Annotated in this window: 15 protein-coding genes; 2 read left to right on the top strand and 13 right to left on the bottom strand. The window is 43.2% G+C overall.

Annotation, left to right across the window (positions count from 1 at the left end; genetic code table 11):
* Positions 1 to 10: 10 nt before the first annotated feature.
* A complete protein-coding gene (locus LJE09_RS19105; protein WP_420313958.1) occupies positions 11 to 88 on the bottom strand; it encodes a DUF6783 domain-containing protein in 78 nt (25 codons plus the stop codon).
* 62 nt (positions 89 to 150) lie between these two features.
* Here LJE09_RS19105 and LJE09_RS03705 point away from each other — a divergent pair, with 62 nt between their 5' ends.
* Complete coding sequence (locus LJE09_RS03705; protein WP_008706128.1) at positions 151 to 501, top strand: hypothetical protein; 351 nt, start codon at positions 151 to 153, stop codon at positions 499 to 501.
* Positions 494 to 832, top strand: a complete 339-nt coding sequence (locus tag LJE09_RS03700) for an EamA family transporter (RefSeq protein WP_008706130.1) — start codon at positions 494 to 496, stop codon at positions 830 to 832. The genes LJE09_RS03705 and LJE09_RS03700 overlap by 8 nt, the downstream gene beginning before the upstream one ends.
* A 91-nt stretch (positions 833 to 923) precedes the next feature.
* Here LJE09_RS03700 and LJE09_RS03695 read toward each other — a convergent pair whose 3' ends face one another.
* From LJE09_RS03695 to hemW, 12 genes are all read right to left on the bottom strand, one after another.
* A complete protein-coding gene (locus LJE09_RS03695; RefSeq protein WP_008706131.1) occupies positions 924 to 2,381 on the bottom strand; it encodes a glycoside hydrolase family 25 protein in 1,458 nt (485 codons plus the stop codon).
* Between the two features lie 199 nt (positions 2,382 to 2,580).
* A complete protein-coding gene (locus tag LJE09_RS03690; RefSeq protein WP_055053015.1) occupies positions 2,581 to 5,166 on the bottom strand; it encodes a L,D-transpeptidase family protein in 2,586 nt (861 codons plus the stop codon).
* 70 nt (positions 5,167 to 5,236) lie between these two features.
* A complete protein-coding gene (locus tag LJE09_RS03685; protein ID WP_022380118.1) occupies positions 5,237 to 5,500 on the bottom strand; it encodes an HPr family phosphocarrier protein in 264 nt (87 codons plus the stop codon).
* Positions 5,501 to 5,552: 52 nt separating this feature from the next.
* Entirely contained in the window at positions 5,553 to 6,875 is a 1,323-nt protein-coding gene (locus LJE09_RS03680) for a CdaR family protein (protein ID WP_008706136.1), read from the bottom strand.
* Positions 6,850 to 7,740, bottom strand: a complete 891-nt coding sequence (gene cdaA, locus LJE09_RS03675; protein WP_022380116.1) for a diadenylate cyclase CdaA — start codon at positions 7,738 to 7,740, stop codon at positions 6,850 to 6,852. Before cdaA ends, LJE09_RS03680 begins: the two co-directional genes overlap by 26 nt.
* Before the next feature lie 170 nt (positions 7,741 to 7,910).
* Complete coding sequence (locus LJE09_RS03670) at positions 7,911 to 9,008, bottom strand: hypothetical protein (protein WP_008706140.1); 1,098 nt, start codon at positions 9,006 to 9,008, stop codon at positions 7,911 to 7,913.
* Positions 9,005 to 9,439, bottom strand: coding sequence for a hypothetical protein (locus LJE09_RS03665; protein ID WP_008706141.1), 435 nt, complete (start codon positions 9,437 to 9,439; stop codon positions 9,005 to 9,007). The genes LJE09_RS03670 and LJE09_RS03665 overlap by 4 nt, the downstream gene beginning before the upstream one ends.
* Positions 9,440 to 9,582: 143 nt before the next feature.
* Complete coding sequence (locus LJE09_RS03660) at positions 9,583 to 10,287, bottom strand: ComF family protein (protein ID WP_055059797.1); 705 nt, start codon at positions 10,285 to 10,287, stop codon at positions 9,583 to 9,585.
* 122 nt (positions 10,288 to 10,409) lie between these two features.
* Positions 10,410 to 12,674 (bottom strand): SF1B family DNA helicase RecD2, encoded by a 2,265-nt coding sequence (gene recD2, locus LJE09_RS03655; RefSeq protein ID WP_055151091.1) that lies wholly within the window; start codon positions 12,672 to 12,674, stop codon positions 10,410 to 10,412.
* Between the two features lie 78 nt (positions 12,675 to 12,752).
* Complete coding sequence (locus LJE09_RS03650) at positions 12,753 to 13,742, bottom strand: rod shape-determining protein (protein ID WP_008706145.1); 990 nt, start codon at positions 13,740 to 13,742, stop codon at positions 12,753 to 12,755.
* A 253-nt stretch (positions 13,743 to 13,995) separates the two neighbouring features.
* A complete protein-coding gene (gene uvrA, locus LJE09_RS03645) occupies positions 13,996 to 16,836 on the bottom strand; it encodes an excinuclease ABC subunit UvrA (RefSeq protein WP_227310971.1) in 2,841 nt (946 codons plus the stop codon).
* A 160-nt stretch (positions 16,837 to 16,996) separates the two neighbouring features.
* Positions 16,997 to 18,139 carry a radical SAM family heme chaperone HemW gene (gene hemW / locus LJE09_RS03640; RefSeq protein WP_227310970.1) on the bottom strand — a complete coding sequence of 381 codons (1,143 nt, stop codon included), beginning with the start codon at positions 18,137 to 18,139 and terminating at the stop codon, positions 16,997 to 16,999.
* Positions 18,140 to 18,147: the final 8 nt, after the last annotated feature.

Below are 18,147 nucleotides of genomic sequence, written 5' to 3'. Positions count from 1 at the left end.
TGTAAAATAGTTACTGTCCGACAGCTTTCAGGCTAGAGCGTGTCTGAAAAAGGCTTTCTGCAAGATGTGCGTCACAATTTGCGGGAATGATTTTTCAGACACGCTCTATTGGACAAAATCCGTAAAATACCATTATCGCCCGGAGGTATTATGTCAAAACTCAAAGACTACATACAACTTCATCTGAATATCCTGCTGTTTTCACTGACAAGTGTTTTTTCCAAAGCTGCATCTGTTCAGTATAATAAACATGGTCTCAGCAGTCCTCTGCTTTACCTGTTCCTGTTCCTGATGGTAGCCAACTGCGGAATCTACGCCATCACCTGGCAGCAGGTCATCAAGAAATTCTCTTTGTCTACTGCCTATGCCAATAAAAGTGTTTATCTTCTGTGGTCGCAGATATGGGCAGTGCTGATCTTTCATGAAAATCTTTCCATTCAGAATATCATAGGTATTCTGGTGGTTTTATTTGGAGTATGGACGGTGCAGAGATATGAATAGAACATTTATTTTAATCATGTTGAGCGGAACATTTTTTTCCGCTGTTTCACAGATACTTCTGAAACAGAGCGCAAATATCAAATACGAAAACCGAATCAGGGAATATCTCAATTTCCGGGTGATTCTCTCATACACCATATATATGCTGATCCTCCTCCTCAATACATGGTGTTATACAAAAGTAGATATGCGCTATGGTCCTGTCATTGATACTGCCGCCTATGTGTTTGTCCTGCTTCTCTCTCATTTCATTCTGAAGGAAAAAATCACGAAAGGAAAAATCATGGGAAACCTGATCATCATTGCAGGTATCCTGATCTATACGCTTTAATTACGGCAATTTCATAAAAAGATCCCGAAGCTGTTGCAGAATTTCCATCAGTGCCACAGCTGCAGGATCTTTTTATATGTTTCAATATTTTTTACCGCTTTTTATATTGTCTGGTACACACTCCATTTCCATCAAACACAGATACAATCCTGTTGGAACTGGTCAGTGTAATGTTCTCGGCACGCGTACCGGAAAGTGCGGAACTGCCTTTGTAAAAATAGTATTTTTTACCATTCAGTGTCAGCCATCCCTTATACGCTTTTCCGTTTTTCCGGAAATAATAGGTGTGCTCCCCACTTTTTTCCCTGACTTTGTACATTCCATTCTCGCAACGTACACCGTCGCTTCCAAAATAGTAGATATCGCCGGTAGATCTGGTCACGCGGCGGTTTTTAAACATATATCCGGATTTTGTATGGAACCAGTAACATTTCCCGTCTACTTTCTTCATTCCCATCAGAGCATAACCATCAGAACTGATATAATAGGTCTTTCCATTTACAGTTACCCACTGATCTGACACACGTTCGCCATTTTCATTGACATAATAGTATTTTCCATTTTCCTGATGAAGTCCTGTCTGTTCCTGGCTTCCATCGTTGCTGCCTGTATCGGGTTTCATTGCCGGAACATAGGAATGCAGAGATTTCCATCTCGGCGTAATTTTCTTTGTATAGTCCACATAGCCAAAATCCATATCAACATCATTGCCTGCAGGAATTCCTGCTACCAGTCCGCTGGTACTATTCAGTCCGCTTTCCCGGTTACCGTCTGTGGACTGCCATATTGTATAATTGTACCGTTCCTTATCAGGTGCCTGAATCGTGTCCCCATATCTTGCGATCCATACATCCACTCCTGATAATAAGGACCAGTCTATGTAATTATCATACCAGTTGGTATTGCAGTAAACCATTGGATAATATCCGGCCCTGCGCACTTCATTGCAGAAGGTCAGTGCCATCTCTGAGACTGTTTTTGCAGAAAGCTTACTTGCTTTTGCATACTCCAGATCATATACGACCGGATAGGAAACCTTGTAACCCTGCATTTTGCTGATGGCAAGCTGTGCTTCCTTTAATGCGGTAGTTGTCGATAAGGCTGTACTGTACACATAGGTGCCTGTGGGTACTCCGGCAAGTTCTGCATTTGTCATATTCTCATCATAGGTATAATCTTCGTGAGTCAGGCCATAGGAGATCCGGACAAACGCAAAATCTATATCAGACCTCTTTACCTGTTTCCAGTCAATATTGCCCTGCCATTCAGAGACATCCATGCCTCTGGTTATCGCACCCGGAATGATTTCACCACTTCCGTTATAGCAGACACCGTTGATCTTTTTCCATGCTTTGGAGTTCACTTTTTTTCTTGATGACTCTGTACCGGAAGTTCTTGCAGAATAAATAAATTCCTCCTCAGCCACTGTATCACGTCTGTCATAATGCGGATTTGCAAAAACAGAGCTTACAGGCTGCGCTACAGCTATCGCAGCTGCCAGACAACCAACAATAAGCCTTTTTCTGATTTTTAAAAAATCTCTTTTCATCTTTCTACTCCTGTCTTCTAATAAACGTCCATTTTATTACAATACTATTAACATATTATACACACTATATTACATTTTCGCAAGATAATCCCTGATATATACCCAAAAACGGCTGCACATTTCTTGCTCTGTGCAGCCGTTTTGCATATTTCGTTTCTATAAGCAATTATGTTTATTTATCCTGGCAGAAATATCCGGATCAGACAGCCGGATCTGTAGGATCAAAATTAGCAGCTCCTCTTAACGGAGTCAGTGCTTTCTTTCCAAGAGGTCCTTTCATTGCATCATCTGCTTTATATTTACCATCAATAATACTGATCGGTGCGCCATTACAGTTCTCATAAACCCACTTCGCATCTGCCACACAGGTTCTGATACATCCATGTGATGCGGGAGATCCAAGCTTATTGTACTCTACTGCCGGAAGATTATATGAGTTTGCCTGGCCGCAGGCTACAGAATGAACAAAGATTCCTCCCTGTCCGGCACCGTCTACATGAGTTCCATACTGTCCCCAGGATGGTCCCATAAGAGGCTGCCACCTCAGGCTTCTGCTCAGTGTAAAGTTACCGGTCGGAGTTGGTGTTCCTGCTAAACCTACAGATACCCTGATCGTCTTAACAGGAATTGTTCTGGCTGAATCAGCATAAACAGTCATAACTCCGTTTACTCTGTCCACCTGAACAGAATACGGTCCTCTGTATCTGTTTGTCAGATCAGTGATACGGTATCCGTTACGGTCAAAGTAATACAGAATTCCATTAACTCTCATACTCTTATTTCTTGCAAATCCGTTTCCTGACGGATCGATATATCTCACCAGGTTTTTAGCATTACTTACAATTACCCATCCTCTTGTATATTTACCGTTTGCATCCAGATAACCGTTTACTCCATTCTTTTTCATAAACTGATTTGTCTGAACCACACATTCTTTAAGATAATAGTAATTGCCGCTGTATTTTCTCCATCCGCTCTTATACAGGCTTCCCTTAGAGGATGCGATATACCATTTCTTTTTATAGCGCACCATTGTGCTCTTATATACTTTACCTTTGTGTTCTGCGGATGTAGATGATTCAAATATATATTTCTTTCCATCGATTTCTGTCAAACCGCTTGCAAGCTTTCCTGATGGTTTAAAATAATAACCTGCGGAAGTCCACTTATCCGTATAATGATTTCCCTTGGAATCAAAATACAGCCAGCCAAGGAATTTGCCACTGGTGCTGACAAGTTTCTGCCAGCCATGTTTCTCAACAACACGACCCGGAGTACTTCCAAAGTAATAGTAATGATCGCCTGCTTTTGCCCATCTCTTTGTCCAGGTTGCCCGCTTTCCGTTTGAGCCAAAATAATATCTGAAATTGCCGTATTTTACAAGTTTATTTCTATAAATCTGGCCGTTACTGTCGGTACAGTAATATGCACCATTCTGAGCCTTCTTCATCACTGATTTCAGAACATATCCATTGGCATCCAGCAAGTAATCTCCGGTTCCTTTCTCCGGGATAGCTGTGGCAACTACGCCACGCTTATAATATTTACCGATGTCTGCCGGAATATTTCCCTTTTTAAAATACAGCCAGCGCTCTCCCTTAGTGGTATCTGAACGAAGCCATCCATTGTGGAACATTTTTCCGGGAATGTCGCTGCTTGCAGGATCAAAATAATACAGGTTTGATTCGCCGTTAACTGTGAGGGTGATCTCTCCTGTCTGTGGCTTACCTTCAGAATCAAGGCAGTAATAATCCTCATTGATCTTGAAATATCCGGTATATGTACCTGCTGCTTTTGCTTTCGCTTCAAGCTGTGCAATTGTCTCCAGATTACCATTCTCATCGTAGTACTGGAAATATGTTCCTGTCCATTTCCATACACTCTTCTCCTGCTGGCCTACTGTAGATGTATATGGAGTTATCGCTTCTCCTTCACATCCGGTATAAACAACAGCCTCATCTGCAGTTGTAAAATAGGACTGATTTGCCTGGGCTTCTGTTTCTTCCCCTGTGGCATCTTCTCCTGCTGACTGAGCTGCATCTGATGTCGGTTCTTCATCAGCTGAAGATTTTTCTTTTACCTCAGCCTGTCCAGTTACAAGGATTCCCTCTTCATCAAACAGATAATATCCTGTATGGGTTTCCCCTTTATACTCTGTGCTGATCTTTACAATTCCGTCTGCCACTGTATAAAATTCTTCATTTGTTACAGACACTGTATCCGTTGCTGCTGGTGTTTCCATTGCTGTAACCTCTGCTGTCACAGCTGTTGTATCTGTTTCAGCCACTGCTGTTTCAGATGATTCTGTCTGATCTCCTGAGAATCCGTCAGTCTCAGACAGCATCTCCTCATCGGGTAGTGCTGCTGTTGCTGCTTTCTGATCATCTGTATTTGCTGTATCCTGATTTTTTGCAGGTTTGCGCAGTTTAAAGCCATTCTCTGTGCTTACCCAGTCCTCAGCTTTCACTACAGCGGCTCCAACGGCATCCGTAGCATCTGCTGTTGACGGCGTCTCGTCCGGCAATGCAGCAGCCGTATCCGTTCCCGCTGTAAATGCGTCGTCTGTCTGTTCCTGTGATGGTACTGCTGTCCCATCATCTCCATCTGAAAAAGCGTCTGCTTCTGTTTCAGAAGTTTCTTCTGTAACATTTACTTCTTCTGCATCTGTCTGTGTGGCAACAGCCGGAGCTGTATCAGGTGAAGTAAATGCAGCAGCACCTGCTTCACTGACAGTTGCCATTGTCATAATAAGACTCAATGTAACCGCAACTAATCTTCTTTTCACAATAAGTTCCTCCTCTTTTATTCATGTTACTTTATGGTTACTGTTCACTCTGTTTGTGCACAGCAGCTTTCTACTCGCCAAGGCCGCTATCAATAGCAGCAACAAGATGATCCAGGGCTTCCTGTTCATCAACACCTTCACAGGTAAGTTCTATCTCATTTCCGCATTTTACGCATGCACCAAGTACACTCAGTACACTCTTTGCATTTGCCATGCCCCCATCGTAGACAAATGTTATCTGTGACTGGTATTTCATTGCCTCATTGCACAAAATCCCCGCAGGTCTCAGATGAAGACCTGTGGGATTTTTAACTGTCACTTTTTTACTGACCATTTCACTGTTCCTCTTATATTGTTACTACCCCTTCTGTAAGTGGAGAATTCTTTTATTCCTTGTTTTCCTTACTGTCATCAACAGCAGTCCCTGATGAAATCACTACTTCCGTAGTCACATCTTCCACTGTCTCATAACCATCCGGCAAGACTATCTCAACCGGGACTTCATAACTTCCTTCTTTTTTGCCATCCAGATCTATAGATGCCTTAATGTCTTTGTCATTATTCAGATCATCCAGATCTTTGTTATCTGATTTGATTCTCACTTCTATCTGCGCAGTCTCAAATGTTACCTGCAGATCTTTCGGTTTATTCTTAACCTCTATATTCTTAGTCGGAAATTCAAACTCTCTGCTTCCGGCCGGAAGAATACTTACAGTCACCCATACATCTTCACTGGAGTCACTGGTAAGTTTCACATTGTCCGGCAGAAGATTCGTAAGACTGATTTTTTTCTCCACATCTTCGGATTCACCGGAAATATCAATACTGTCTTCCGGTATAGTGATCACATTATTATTATCCGCAAGACTTTCAAGACCTTCTGCACTGCCTGCTACACTGATCGTATCCGGCACTGTTCTCACAGCCCCAACCTGATATCCTTCAGCCGGTGTCCCTACATAATCTGCAGATATCTGCACTCCCTGACGGATTTTCCATAATTTTGCAGTCACTGTTACTTTTGCATTATTCTCAATCCGCAATGAATTCATTTCAGAATCGGTAAGTACCTCCTGATTCTTATCAATGATCGTAAGGTTTACATCCTGTGTAAAATCCTCTGTATTCCCATCCAGTTCAATGGAAGCATTTACCTTATCTATTTTATTGATCAGCGTCTTCGGGCCTGTAATCCTTACTTTCTCCGGACTGGCAGTCAGACTTCCTACTTCATAATCTTTGCCCGGTTTCGTATCACCTCTGCTGACATTTACCACAAACTCCTGTGTCTCTTTTTCATCAAGATTTACACTGAGATTCTGAGGAGTAACTTTGATATCACTGGGAGATACCCCCGGTACAGAACAGGTAACGGTAATAGGAACCATAACCGGATTTGTATCCAGGCTTACCGCCTGCTGAAGATCAGCTACCGCAGAGATGTCTGTGACTTTGATCTTGTCTCTGATCTTCTTGGTTGCAGTGATCGCAACTTTTATGGAATCCTGGTTCTGTTCCGGCATACACATCTTACCGATGGTATCTGAAGATTCCACATATTCCTTGTTGATCAGTTCCACATCATTGAGCGTATAGTAATTGGTTCCTGTCGGATTATCTATGTTTACAACGATCAGCCATAGCACAACAGCTATTGCGACAGACATGATTTTCAGAGGTATATTATCTGTTATTTTTCGCTTCTTCATGCTTCACTCTTCCTTTCAGTAAATGGCGAAGTTTGCTGTTGTCTACAACCTGCTTATTCTGCGCTCTGACCAGGATTTCTCTGAGTTTTGCACTGTTTACACTTCTGGTCAGCTTTCCTCCCTGCGCTACAGATACCTGACCGGTTTCCTCTGATACAATGATCGTAACAGAATCTGTCTGCTCACTGATCCCCACACCTGCCCTGTGCCGCGTTCCAAGCTGTTTGCTCAGTTCCATATTATCAGACAGTGGAAGATAGCATGTTGCAGCCACAATCCTGTTCTCTCTTACAATAACAGCTCCGTCATGAAGTGGTGTGTTATGTTCAAATATATTGATCAGAAGCTGACTGGTAAGGATTGCATCCAGATTAATACCTGTTCTTATATAATCGGTCAGCAGCTCATTCTGCTCAATTACGATCAGTGCTCCGGTCTTAACTTCTCCCATATCAAAACATGCTTTGACCAGCTCACTGATGGTTTTATCCGTAAATCTTTCCTTCACCTCTTTACCTGCATCAAAAGGTATCAGTGAAGCCATGATTCGCTTTTGTCCAAGCTGTTCCAGAACTTTTCTGAGCTCCGGCTGAAAAATAACGATCACACCTACGATCAGTGTACTTGCCAGATTTGAAAAAATCCACAGAATCGTATTCATCCTGAAAATATACGCGATCAGAATGAAGAGGAGAACGACCAGTATTCCTTTCAGAAGTGTATATGCATGAGTATATTTGATCCATACCATGAACTGATATACAAAAAAAGCGATCAGTGCAATCTGTATGATATCTATAATCCCAATCTTAGGAAATGCCAGTCTTGATAATGTTTCTATCAAATTTCCTGAAAAATCCTGCATATGGCTCTCCTTTCCTTATCATTTTTATATATCTTATCGTTGAAAATGTTTTCAGTGGATTTTGTGTTACTGTTCACTCCGTTCACAGTAACGTAGCCAAAATTCATTCCAGATTGCCTGCGGCAATGGAATTTTGGCTCGTATGTCTCATCGTTACCGGAAACTGCTTTTTACAGATTTTTTAATGATTCTTCCAGTTTCTTCTCAAAATCCACGCTGTCAATATCTTTCTTTCTCTCTACAGGTGCTGCAGCCTCATCTGTCGTCACTGCTTTCTCATCACCATGAAAAATAGGATTCGCATAAGAAACAACGTTATCCTGTGCCGGTCTTTCATCCTTTGCAGAACTTCCGTTAATCTTCTTTATACTTCTTTCAGATGTTGTGACACAGGCTTTCGGCACTGCTTTTACATAATAATAATATTCATCATCCTCATATTCCAGTCTCTCGGTACGGGTATAGTCACCACCAAATACAAAGAATTCAAGAAGTAATCCTATCACCACAGAGATCACTGTATAAATGATCAGCGTAACAACATCAATATCCAGTCTAAAATAAAATCCACCTGCAATAATCATCAGAACATACACAACTCCACCTGCAATAATGGCAATTCTCCATGCATAGTCAAAAGAGCGGGTACGTATCAGATTCACCAGCAGAATCACTGCGATAAAGGCAATCACTGTGATCCACATTCCCCAGTTCTGCACGATTCCATCTGTCAGAAGTTTTAATTTGTCAGCTATGGCAACATCCGGGTTTTCCAGAAGTTTATGCTGTACACGTATAAAACGGATAAAATAGTAAATAATCACTCCGCAGCCTGCAGGAAGTGCAGAAAACGCATTGCACAAAAGTCCGCTTCCGATAGGAAGAAGCGTCGGAACACTGAACCCAAAGGAAAGCGGTGTAAATACAAGTACTAAATTATTGTCTGAACTGAATCTCAGGAAGAGAATTGCCATAAACAGGATCAGCACAAGCATAAAACCTGCAACTTCTATCCCCAGTGCATAACCATGTGCGACCATCAGGGCAAATCCTACAAAAATCATTACACCTGAAGGAAGAATGGAACAGATCAGTGCAAGGATCAGAACAATAAATATATTATCGATCTGCTTCATATATCCCATATTGGTATTGATCCATATGAAATAAACCATTGCCAGAACGAAACGTAAGACAGGCAGGATATAAATCTCATACTGGCTGTATAAATTCTTTATTCGCTGTTTTAATTCGAGTAATGCTGTCATTTTTTATATCCTCCTGTAACTCCTCTGGCTGAAGATTTTTTATCTTCGCGACCGTAGATTTTACTTAATTGTGTAAGTTCTTCATAATAATTTTTCACACTTTTCTTTGCTTTGTGGTATTTCACCGTATATTGGATATATGTCAGGACAGAAAACAGTACCAGCACTGCCACATACCCCAGAATAACTTCCACGCCCAGTGAAACAAGGTTCATCTTATGAACATTATCTATCAGATATTCAGCAAAATATGCTGCGATACCGGCCAGAATCAGGCAATACCCAATCGTAACAAGGAAAAAATTCTTAATCATGGCAAGTCCGATATAATCACTACGGTAGTACCTGCTGACCGGAAGATATTTCTTTCCTTCCCCCTGTTCATACATGGCAAGTTTATTCATGATTTTTATCTTCTCTTCATTTAACATAAATTACTCCTTACTGTATGCTTTTCCTTTTGCTATAATCCGCTATTACTGTTCACTCTGTTCTCAGCAACAACCTGATATCATTCATATAATCATACAGATTAATTGTAACATATATCATTATGTATGAAAAGTGTTTTTTCTTATCTCCTGCCTATGCAAACCGTAAGAAAATAAACATTTCCGGCACCTTTTCTCTTCAGGCATCCGGCCATTGCATCGATCGTACTTCCTGTTGTATACACATCATCTATCACCAGGATATTCTTTCCCCTGACATCTCCGGTCACGCAGAACGCTTTTTCCAGGTTTTTTCTTCTCTGCAAAGCATTCAGTTTTTTCTGCGACTTTGTCTTTAAAACTTTCTGCACAATATTGACATCTGTGGAAATCCCGGTATAATGACCGAGTTTCTCCGCCAGATATGCAGCCTGATTAAAACCTCTCTGCCGCTCCTTCGACCTGTGTACCGGAACCGGCACGATCAGATCCGGCTTCCATTCCCGCAATTCTTTCTGTGCATATCGATACATTGCTCTGGCATAAAAATCACCGTATTCTCTGCATCCATAGTACTTATATCTGGTAACAGATCTTCTCATTATGCCATCATAAACAAAAATCCCTCTTCCCTGTTCATACATATGCCTGTGTTTCTGACAGTCTCTGCAGTATTCCCCTGTTTCTATGGGTTTTCCACATTTATAACATCTGGGATGACCAATCGGACGAAGTTCTTTCTCGCATTCCGGACAGATCATCCTTCGCTGATCTGCCAGTATTTTCTGACAGACCGGACAGCATCTCGGGTAAAAAATATCAGCAACTATGTTCAGAAACCGTTTCATTTCCATTTCCTTCCACTATTTTACTCTTTGTTTTGCTATCCTCTGTATTTCTGTTTTTCTCATATTATCGGAATAAATTTTTTCTCTGTTATTATTCAGTCATCAGATCACAGTCTGCAATATCATTCTTCACCATCTGTATTATTATCCCCTGTAGTCTCACTCAGTTCTCTGATCCGTTCATCCAGTGCACTGTATCTCTTCTGCTGTTTTTCATTGCGTATCATCTCTGCAAAGGTCTCCTCGTTTCCCACAACCGTCACACATTTTCTTGCTCTGGTAACTGCGGTATAAAGAAGGTTCCTGTTTAAAAGCATCTGTGGTCCGGAAAGCAATGGAAGTATGACTGCCGGATACTCAGATCCCTGAGACTTGTGGATTGTAATAGCATATGCAAGTTCCAGTTCCTCCAGCTGTTTGAACGAGTACATTGCAAAACGTCCATCCTCAAATTCCACTTCTGCTGTCTCAGCAAATTCATTGATTTCCCTGAGGATTCCGGTGTCTCCGTTAAATACTCCCACGCCTTTCTCAATGACAACCCCATATCGTCCCCGGATTTCCCATTCCATCTGATAATTATTTCTGATCTGCATGACCTTGTCCCCTGTGCGGAACAGCCGGTCTCCAACTGCCCTCTCGGATTTCCCGTCTTCCGGCGGATTCAGGTATCTCTGCAGGATCTGATTCAGCCGCTCTACTCCCAGAAGTCCCTTTCTCATAGGTGTCAGTACCTGTATCTCAAAGGGTTTGGCATCTACATAGCGCGGCAGTTTCTCCTGGATCAGCGCGATCACTACTCTTATAATGATATCTGCATCATATCTCTTCAGAAAAAAGAAATCCCTGCTCTTATTATTGATCTGAACCTGTTCTCCCTTATTTATCTTATGAGCATTTACAACAATATCACTCTCTGATGCCTGTCTGAATATCTTAGTCAGTTCCACTACAGGGAAACATCTGCTTCGGATAATATCTCTCAGCACATTGCCCGGGCCTACACTCGGAAGCTGATTCTCATCCCCCACAAGGATCAGTCTGGTTCCTGCTACCACTGCAAGAAGAAGAGAATGCATCAGATGGATATCCACCATAGACATTTCATCAATAATGATCACATCTGCCTCCAGCGGATTCTGTGCATTCCTCTCGAATTTAGCTGAATGCCCGTCCCTCTCTTCCTCCGGCATTCCATTCAGTTCCAGCAGACGGTGAATTGTCTGCGCCTCATATCCGGTAGTCTCTGTCATTCTCTTTGCAGCACGTCCGGTAGGTGCAGCCAGCCGAATCTCTGCACCTTCTCCCTCAAAAAAGCGGATGATCGCATTGATCGTTGTCGTTTTACCTGTACCGGGGCCTCCTGTAAGAATAAAGAGTCCATGATCCGCTGCTTCAGTGATTGCTCTCTTCTGCATTTCATCCAGAACAGTTCCTGTCTCTTTCTCGATCAGCTCAATTCTGTGCCTGACAAGCTCTTTATCCTCAGGACACACAATATTCAGTTCATTAAGCATCCTGGCAGTGTTCAGTTCCAGATAATAATACTGTGCCGGATAAACGATAGTTTCTCCGCTTTTTTCTTTCAGCACCAGCTTCCTGTCAATAACCATATCCATAAGGTGTTTCTCCATATAAGATTCATCCACTCCCAGAAGTCTGGCACATCTTGTAAATAACTGTTCCCTCGGAAGATAAGTATGTCCTTCTCCCGAAGCCTGCAGAAGAGTATACAGCATTCCGCTGCGGATTCTGTAATCTGAGTCTGCGTGAATACCGACTCTGGCAGCAATCTCATCAGCAATCTTAAATCCCACACCGGAAATATCTTCCGCAAGTCTGTAAGGATTCTCCTGAAGGATCGTATAGACAGATTCCTTATATTTCTGATAAATCTTTGCGCCCAGGTTCAGGGAAATCCCATATTTCTGCAGAAAGATCATTACTTTTCGCATCTCTGCCTTCTCACTTACCTGCGCAGCGATCTCCCGGGCTTTTTTCTCACTGATCCCCTTTACCTCTGCAAGCCGCTCCGGCTCTTCTTCTACGATACGGAGTGTATCATCTCCAAACTTCCGCACGATCCTGGCAGCCAGTGCAGCACCGATTCCCCTGATGGCGCCCGAACCCAGATAACGTTCTATTCCATATGTATCCTCCGGCATCTTCTCTGTAAAAGAACTGATCTGAAACTGTTTGCCATATACCGGATGATGGATATATACTCCGGTTGCTTCAATAGATGCCCCCTGTGTGATCGCAGGGAAACTTCCCACGCAGGTCAGCTCTTCCTCTTTTTTTGTACCTTTCAGTACCATAACTGTATATCCGTTATCTTCATTTCTGAAAATAACATGATCTATGTATCCTGTGACAGTTTCACTCATGTGCTTTTCTCCACACCTCCTGCTTCTTTGATCCTCTGACAACGCAAAAAGGCACTGCACTGTGCAGTACCTCCTGCTTTATCCGTCAAAACGTGCCATTACCTCTGCATACTTACCGGTTCCCACTGCGACCACGCTCATTGCATCCTGCACAGTCAGTGTACTTACTCCGGTTCTCTGCTCGATCAGTGTATCCATCCCATGAAGAAGGGCACCGCCGCCTGTAAGTACGATTCCTCTGTCTACAATATCCGCAGCCAGTTCCGGCGGTGTCTTTTCCAGAATTCCATGAACAGTCTCCACAATCTGGCTTGTAGCATCCTTTAACGCCACACGTATTTCTTCTGAGGTAAGTGTCACTGTCTTCGGCAGACCGGTGATCACATTTCTCCCCTTTACTTCCATTGTTCTCGGATTTGATTCCTCTATAGCCGTACCAATCTGAATTTTGATCTTCTCTGCCATATCTTCTCCGATAAAAAGTCCATGATTCTTTCTCACATAGTTCAGTATAGCCTGATTAAAAGTGTCCCCTGCAACTTTCACAGAAGCGGAAACCACAACCCCCGCAAGAGAGATAACCGCAACATCCGAAGTTCCGGCTCCAATGTCTACGACCAGATTTCCAAAGGGCTTGGTCACATCCACACCGGCTCCGATTGCCGCAGCTATAGGTTCCTCCACCATATAGACATCTCTGGCACCAGCCTGATAGGTTGCTTCCTCCACTGCCTTTTTCTCAATCTCTGTAATTCCACTGGGAACACAGATACTGATCCTGGGCTTGCGGAAAGCTCTTCTTCCTATTGCTCTGGATATAAAGTATTTCAACATCTTCTCTGTAACTGTATAATCAACGATCACGCCCTGTCTGATGGGACGGATGATCTCCATATCTGAAGTAATGCGCCCTTCCATCAGACGGGCTTCTTCACCGATCGCACGTATCTTCTCTGTATTTTTATCATAAACTACGATCGAAGGCTCATTTAGCACAAGCCCCTTTCCTGTAGAATAAGCCAGACTGTTCCTGGTTCCCAGGTCAATTCCAATATCACTTGTCGGCATGGAAATCCCCTTTCTGTTCTTACGTTCTCCTCATCCCCTTCAACTGATCATTACTTTTTACAGTCTCTACCGGGGACTTATCCGGTTTAGTTATAACAACTCCATAAAATAATGCGATCAAAACAGTCCAACAGGGCTTCACATCCTGATAAGCCGGATCAAAATATATTATTTACGAGAATTGCTATAAATAATCTCTTCTATTATATACAACTTCCATTTAAAAAGAAAGTCCTGCAATATGATTTCAAGATTATTTCAGATATTTCTTTACATATTTTCCGGTATAGGAAACCGGTGACTGTGCCACCTCCTCAGGAGTTCCCTGAGCAACTACGGTACCTCCTTTGTCTCCACCCTCCGGTCCGATATCAATGATATAATCTGCGGTCTTAATCACATCCAGATTATGCTCGATCACAACTACTGTATTACCGCCCTCCGATAATCGTTTCAGAATCTCCACCAGCTTATGCACATCCGCAAAATGCAGACCTGTGGTAGGCTCATCCAGAATGTAGATAGTCTTACCTGTGCTGCGCTTGCTCAGCTCTGTGGCAAGCTTGATCCTCTGTGCCTCTCCTCCGGAAAGCTCTGTGGACGGCTGTCCCAGCCGGATATAGGAAAGTCCTACATCATAAAGAGTCTGTATCTTTCTTTTAATAGAAGGAACATTCTCAAAAAAAGTCAGTGCTTCCTCCACCGTCATATTCAGCACATCGTAAATATTCTTATCCTTATACTTTACTTCCAGGGTTTCTCTGTTATATCTCTTACCTTTGCAGACCTCGCATGGTACATATACGTCCGGAAGGAAATGCATCTCAATTTTGATAATACCGTCACCGCTGCATGCCTCACATCTTCCGCCCTTTACATTAAAACTGAATCGTCCTTTCTTATATCCTTTTGCCTTGGCATCTGCTGTTGCTGCAAAAAGATCTCTGATCTGGTCAAATACCCCGGTATAAGTCGCAGGATTGGAACGTGGAGTACGGCCAATAGGTGACTGGTCAATATTGATAACCTTATCCAGTTGGTCTGTTCCCAGAATATCCTTATGTTTTCCCGGAATCACTCTTGCCCGGTTCAGATCTCTTGCCAGGCGTTTATAAAGAATCTCATTGATCAGAGAGCTCTTACCTGAGCCCGAAACTCCTGTGATACAGGTCATGATCCCAAGAGGTATCTTCACATCGATATTCTTGAGATTATTCTCTGCCGCCCCCTTGACAGTAAGAAAACCGGTTGGCTTCCGTCTCTCCAAAGGTACCGGGATTTTTAATTTTCCGCTCAGATAAGCTCCTGTGATGGAATCCTCGTTCTTCATCAGATCCTCTGCAGTTCCCATGGCAACCAGTTGTCCGCCATGCTCCCCTGCACCGGGACCTATATCTACAATACAGTCTGCGGCACGCATGGTATCTTCATCATGCTCCACAACGATCAGGCTGTTTCCAAGATCACGCAGTTTCATCAGAGAACCAAGAAGTCTGTCATTATCCCTCTGGTGAAGCCCGATACTAGGTTCATCCAGAATATAGGCAACTCCTACCAGCCCGGAACCAATCTGGGTAGCCAGACGGATTCTCTGCGCCTCGCCGCCGGAAAGAGTTCCTGTCGCACGTCCCAATGAAAGATAATCCAGTCCTACATCTGACAGGAAACTTACCCTTGCCCTGATTTCCTTCAGAATCTGTCTGCCGATAAGCTGCTGCTGCTCGGAGAGCTGCATATCCGCCAGAAAGGCTTTCAGCTTCTCTATGGAAAGATTGGTGACCTCATAAATATTCTTATCCGCCACAGTCACAGCCAGTGATTCCTTCTTCAGTCTCTGACCTTTACAGGTTTTACATGGAGTAATGCGCATGAAAGATTCATACTCCTGCTTCATGGCATCAGAGCCTGTCTCTCTGTAACGCTGCTCCACATTTCGGATCAGCCCCGGAAACGCCACATCGTAAACGCCCTCTCCGCGCTGCCCTTTATAGTAAACCTTTACAGAATGTCCATTAGTTCCGTTGATCAGAATGTCCTGTATCTTCTCTGGATACTCCTCAAAAGGTGTTGCCAGGCTGAAATCATATTCTCTGGCAAGAGCATCCAGGATTGCCCTGGAAAAGCTTCCCTCATTTGTGCAGGACTGCCACCCTGTGACCACAATGGCACCATCCAGGATACTCAGAGATCTATCCGGGATCATCAGGTCAATATCAAATTCCATTTTATACCCAAGTCCCAGACAATCCGGGCAGGCACCAAAAGGATTATTGAAAGAAAAGCTTCTCGGTTCAATCTCATCCACACTGATACCGCAGTCAGGACAGGAGAAACTCTGGCTGAAATTGTGGATATTTCCATCCATAGTATCTACCATCAGAAGGCCCTCTGCCAGATCCAGCACTGTCTCAATGGAATCTGAGAGTCTCTTCTCAATCCCGGGCTTCACGATCAGACGGTCTACCACAATCTCTATATTATGCTTGATATTCTTGTCCAGACTGATCTCCTCGGAAAGCTCATACAGGTTTCCGTCAATCTGCACACGTACATATCCGCTTCGCTTTGCCTGCTCCAGAAGCTTTGCATGAGTTCCCTTGCGCCCCCGCACAACAGGCGCCAGAAGCTGGATCTTCGTTCTCTCCGGAAAAGACATGATACTGTCTACCATCTGGTCAACTGTCTGCTTCTTAATCTCTCTTCCGCACTTCGGACAATGAGGGATTCCCACTCTGGCATACAGAAGTCGGAAATAATCATAGATTTCTGTCACTGTTCCTACTGTGGAACGGGGATTGCGGTTGGTAGATTTCTGATCAATGGAAATGGCCGGCGGCAGACCTTCGATGTTCTCCACATCCGGCTTCTCCATCTGTCCCAGGAACTGTCTTGCATAGGAAGAGAGAGATTCCATATAACGGCGCTGTCCCTCTGCATAGATGGTATCAAAAGCCAGTGAAGATTTACCGGAGCCACTCAGTCCTGTAAATACCACAAACTTGTCTCTGGGAATATCCACACTTAAATTCTTAAGATTATTAACATTGGCACCTCTGATCCTGATAAAGTGCTTCTTCGTTGTATCTGCTGCCATTGTGGGCCTCCTGTTTCTCATTTATAAATAATAACTGTTTCTTACCTTGACAGTTACACCTTTTTCGTATGTTATGATATTCATGGATTGTGCGCAGTTTCGCTGCCCCGCAATCCTCATGGCATCAGTATAATACAGGAACATTTGTTCGTCAAGGCGTTTACGGCAAAAAATCCGCCATAACGGAATTGCTTACATGAATTCCCTCTCTGCTCAGAAAAATCCTTCCGTTTTCTTCCAAAAGCAGTCCCATTGACTTATATTTTCTCAGAACATCCCCGTATATTGCATCTATTTCACTTCCAAACTGCCGCTCAAACTCAGCTTTTGAGATTCCTCTGGTCATACGAAGTCCCAGAAACATGAACTCCGCCATCTCATCCTCTCTGGTGAGGGGTGGCTCTTTTTCTCTTATTTTTTCCGGAGTTCTGCTGTTTTCCAGATATTTTTTCATATCCTGTGTATTGGCAAAACGTTCCTTTCCATAAAGAGAGGAAGCTCCCAGGCCAAACCCCAGATAATCCTGTCGGATCCAATAACCCACGTTATGCCTGCATTCTCTGCCTTTCTTTGCGTAATTGGAAATCTCATACTGCTCAAAGCCATATTCTCTCAGAATCTGTGCTGTTGCCTCATACATATTGTACTCCGCATCTTCATCCGGCAAATTCAGCGTCCGCGATGCAAAAGGTGTGCCCTCCTCAATGATTAGGCTGTATGCGGAAATATGTTCTGGATCCAGTCCTGCAACAGTGCGAAGATTGTGGATCCATCCTTCATAAGTCTGATCCGGGATCGCACTCATCAGATCAATATTGATATTGTCGAACCCTGCCTCTCTTGCACTTCTGTAAGTCTCCAGAAACTGCTCATAATTGTGGATTCTTCCAAGGATCTTCAGTTCTCTGTCATCCGGCGACTGTAAGCCTATGCTCAGGCGGTTGATTCCATATGTTCTGTATGCCTGCAGTTTGTTTCTGTCTGCAGTCCCCGGGTTTACTTCTATGGTGATCTCAGCATGATCCCCAATCTGAAAATTTCGTCTTATATGATTTAAAATTTCTCCTATGAATCTCTCATCCAAAACAGAAGGAGTGCCCCCTCCAATAAATACAGAGGATACACTCCTTCCTTTTCCTTCTTCTGCTGCATTGATTTCTTCAAGCAGAGCATCTACATAATCAGCCTGCTCCTTTGGACCTGACGGACCGGAAAGGAAATCACAGTAATCACATTTTTTTATGCAAAATGGAATGTGGATATAGATTTCCATGGGAGAATCTGTGATATTCCTTCTCTCCATTGTAATCT

The sequence above is a fragment of the Blautia sp. DFI.3.45 genome, from assembly GCF_020593505.1.
In the GTDB taxonomy this organism is placed as follows: domain Bacteria; phylum Bacillota; class Clostridia; order Lachnospirales; family Lachnospiraceae; genus Blautia_A; species Blautia_A wexlerae.
Note: the sequence above shows the minus strand (reverse complement) of the source record. Positions and strands in the feature narration are given on the sequence as shown.

Coding starts and splice junctions, on each gene's coding strand:
- uvrA (WP_227310971.1), bottom strand. CDS start 16,836: ATGGCAGCAGATACAACGAAGAAGCACTTTATCAGGATCAGAGGTGCC.
- LJE09_RS03670 (WP_008706140.1), bottom strand. CDS start 9,008: ATGACAGCATTACTCGAATTAAAACAGCGAATAAAGAATTTATACAGC.
- LJE09_RS03660 (WP_055059797.1), bottom strand. CDS start 10,287: ATGAAACGGTTTCTGAACATAGTTGCTGATATTTTTTACCCGAGATGC.
- LJE09_RS03705 (WP_008706128.1), top strand. CDS start 151: ATGTCAAAACTCAAAGACTACATACAACTTCATCTGAATATCCTGCTG.
- hemW (WP_227310970.1), bottom strand. CDS start 18,139: ATGGAGAGAAGGAATATCACAGATTCTCCCATGGAAATCTATATCCAC.
- LJE09_RS03700 (WP_008706130.1), top strand. CDS start 494: ATGAATAGAACATTTATTTTAATCATGTTGAGCGGAACATTTTTTTCC.
- recD2 (WP_055151091.1), bottom strand. CDS start 12,674: ATGAGTGAAACTGTCACAGGATACATAGATCATGTTATTTTCAGAAAT.
- LJE09_RS03695 (WP_008706131.1), bottom strand. CDS start 2,381: ATGAAAAGAGATTTTTTAAAAATCAGAAAAAGGCTTATTGTTGGTTGT.
- cdaA (WP_022380116.1), bottom strand. CDS start 7,740: ATGCAGGATTTTTCAGGAAATTTGATAGAAACATTATCAAGACTGGCA.
- LJE09_RS03665 (WP_008706141.1), bottom strand. CDS start 9,439: ATGTTAAATGAAGAGAAGATAAAAATCATGAATAAACTTGCCATGTAT.
- LJE09_RS03680 (WP_008706136.1), bottom strand. CDS start 6,875: ATGAAGAAGCGAAAAATAACAGATAATATACCTCTGAAAATCATGTCT.
- LJE09_RS03685 (WP_022380118.1), bottom strand. CDS start 5,500: ATGGTCAGTAAAAAAGTGACAGTTAAAAATCCCACAGGTCTTCATCTG.
- LJE09_RS03650 (WP_008706145.1), bottom strand. CDS start 13,742: ATGCCGACAAGTGATATTGGAATTGACCTGGGAACCAGGAACAGTCTG.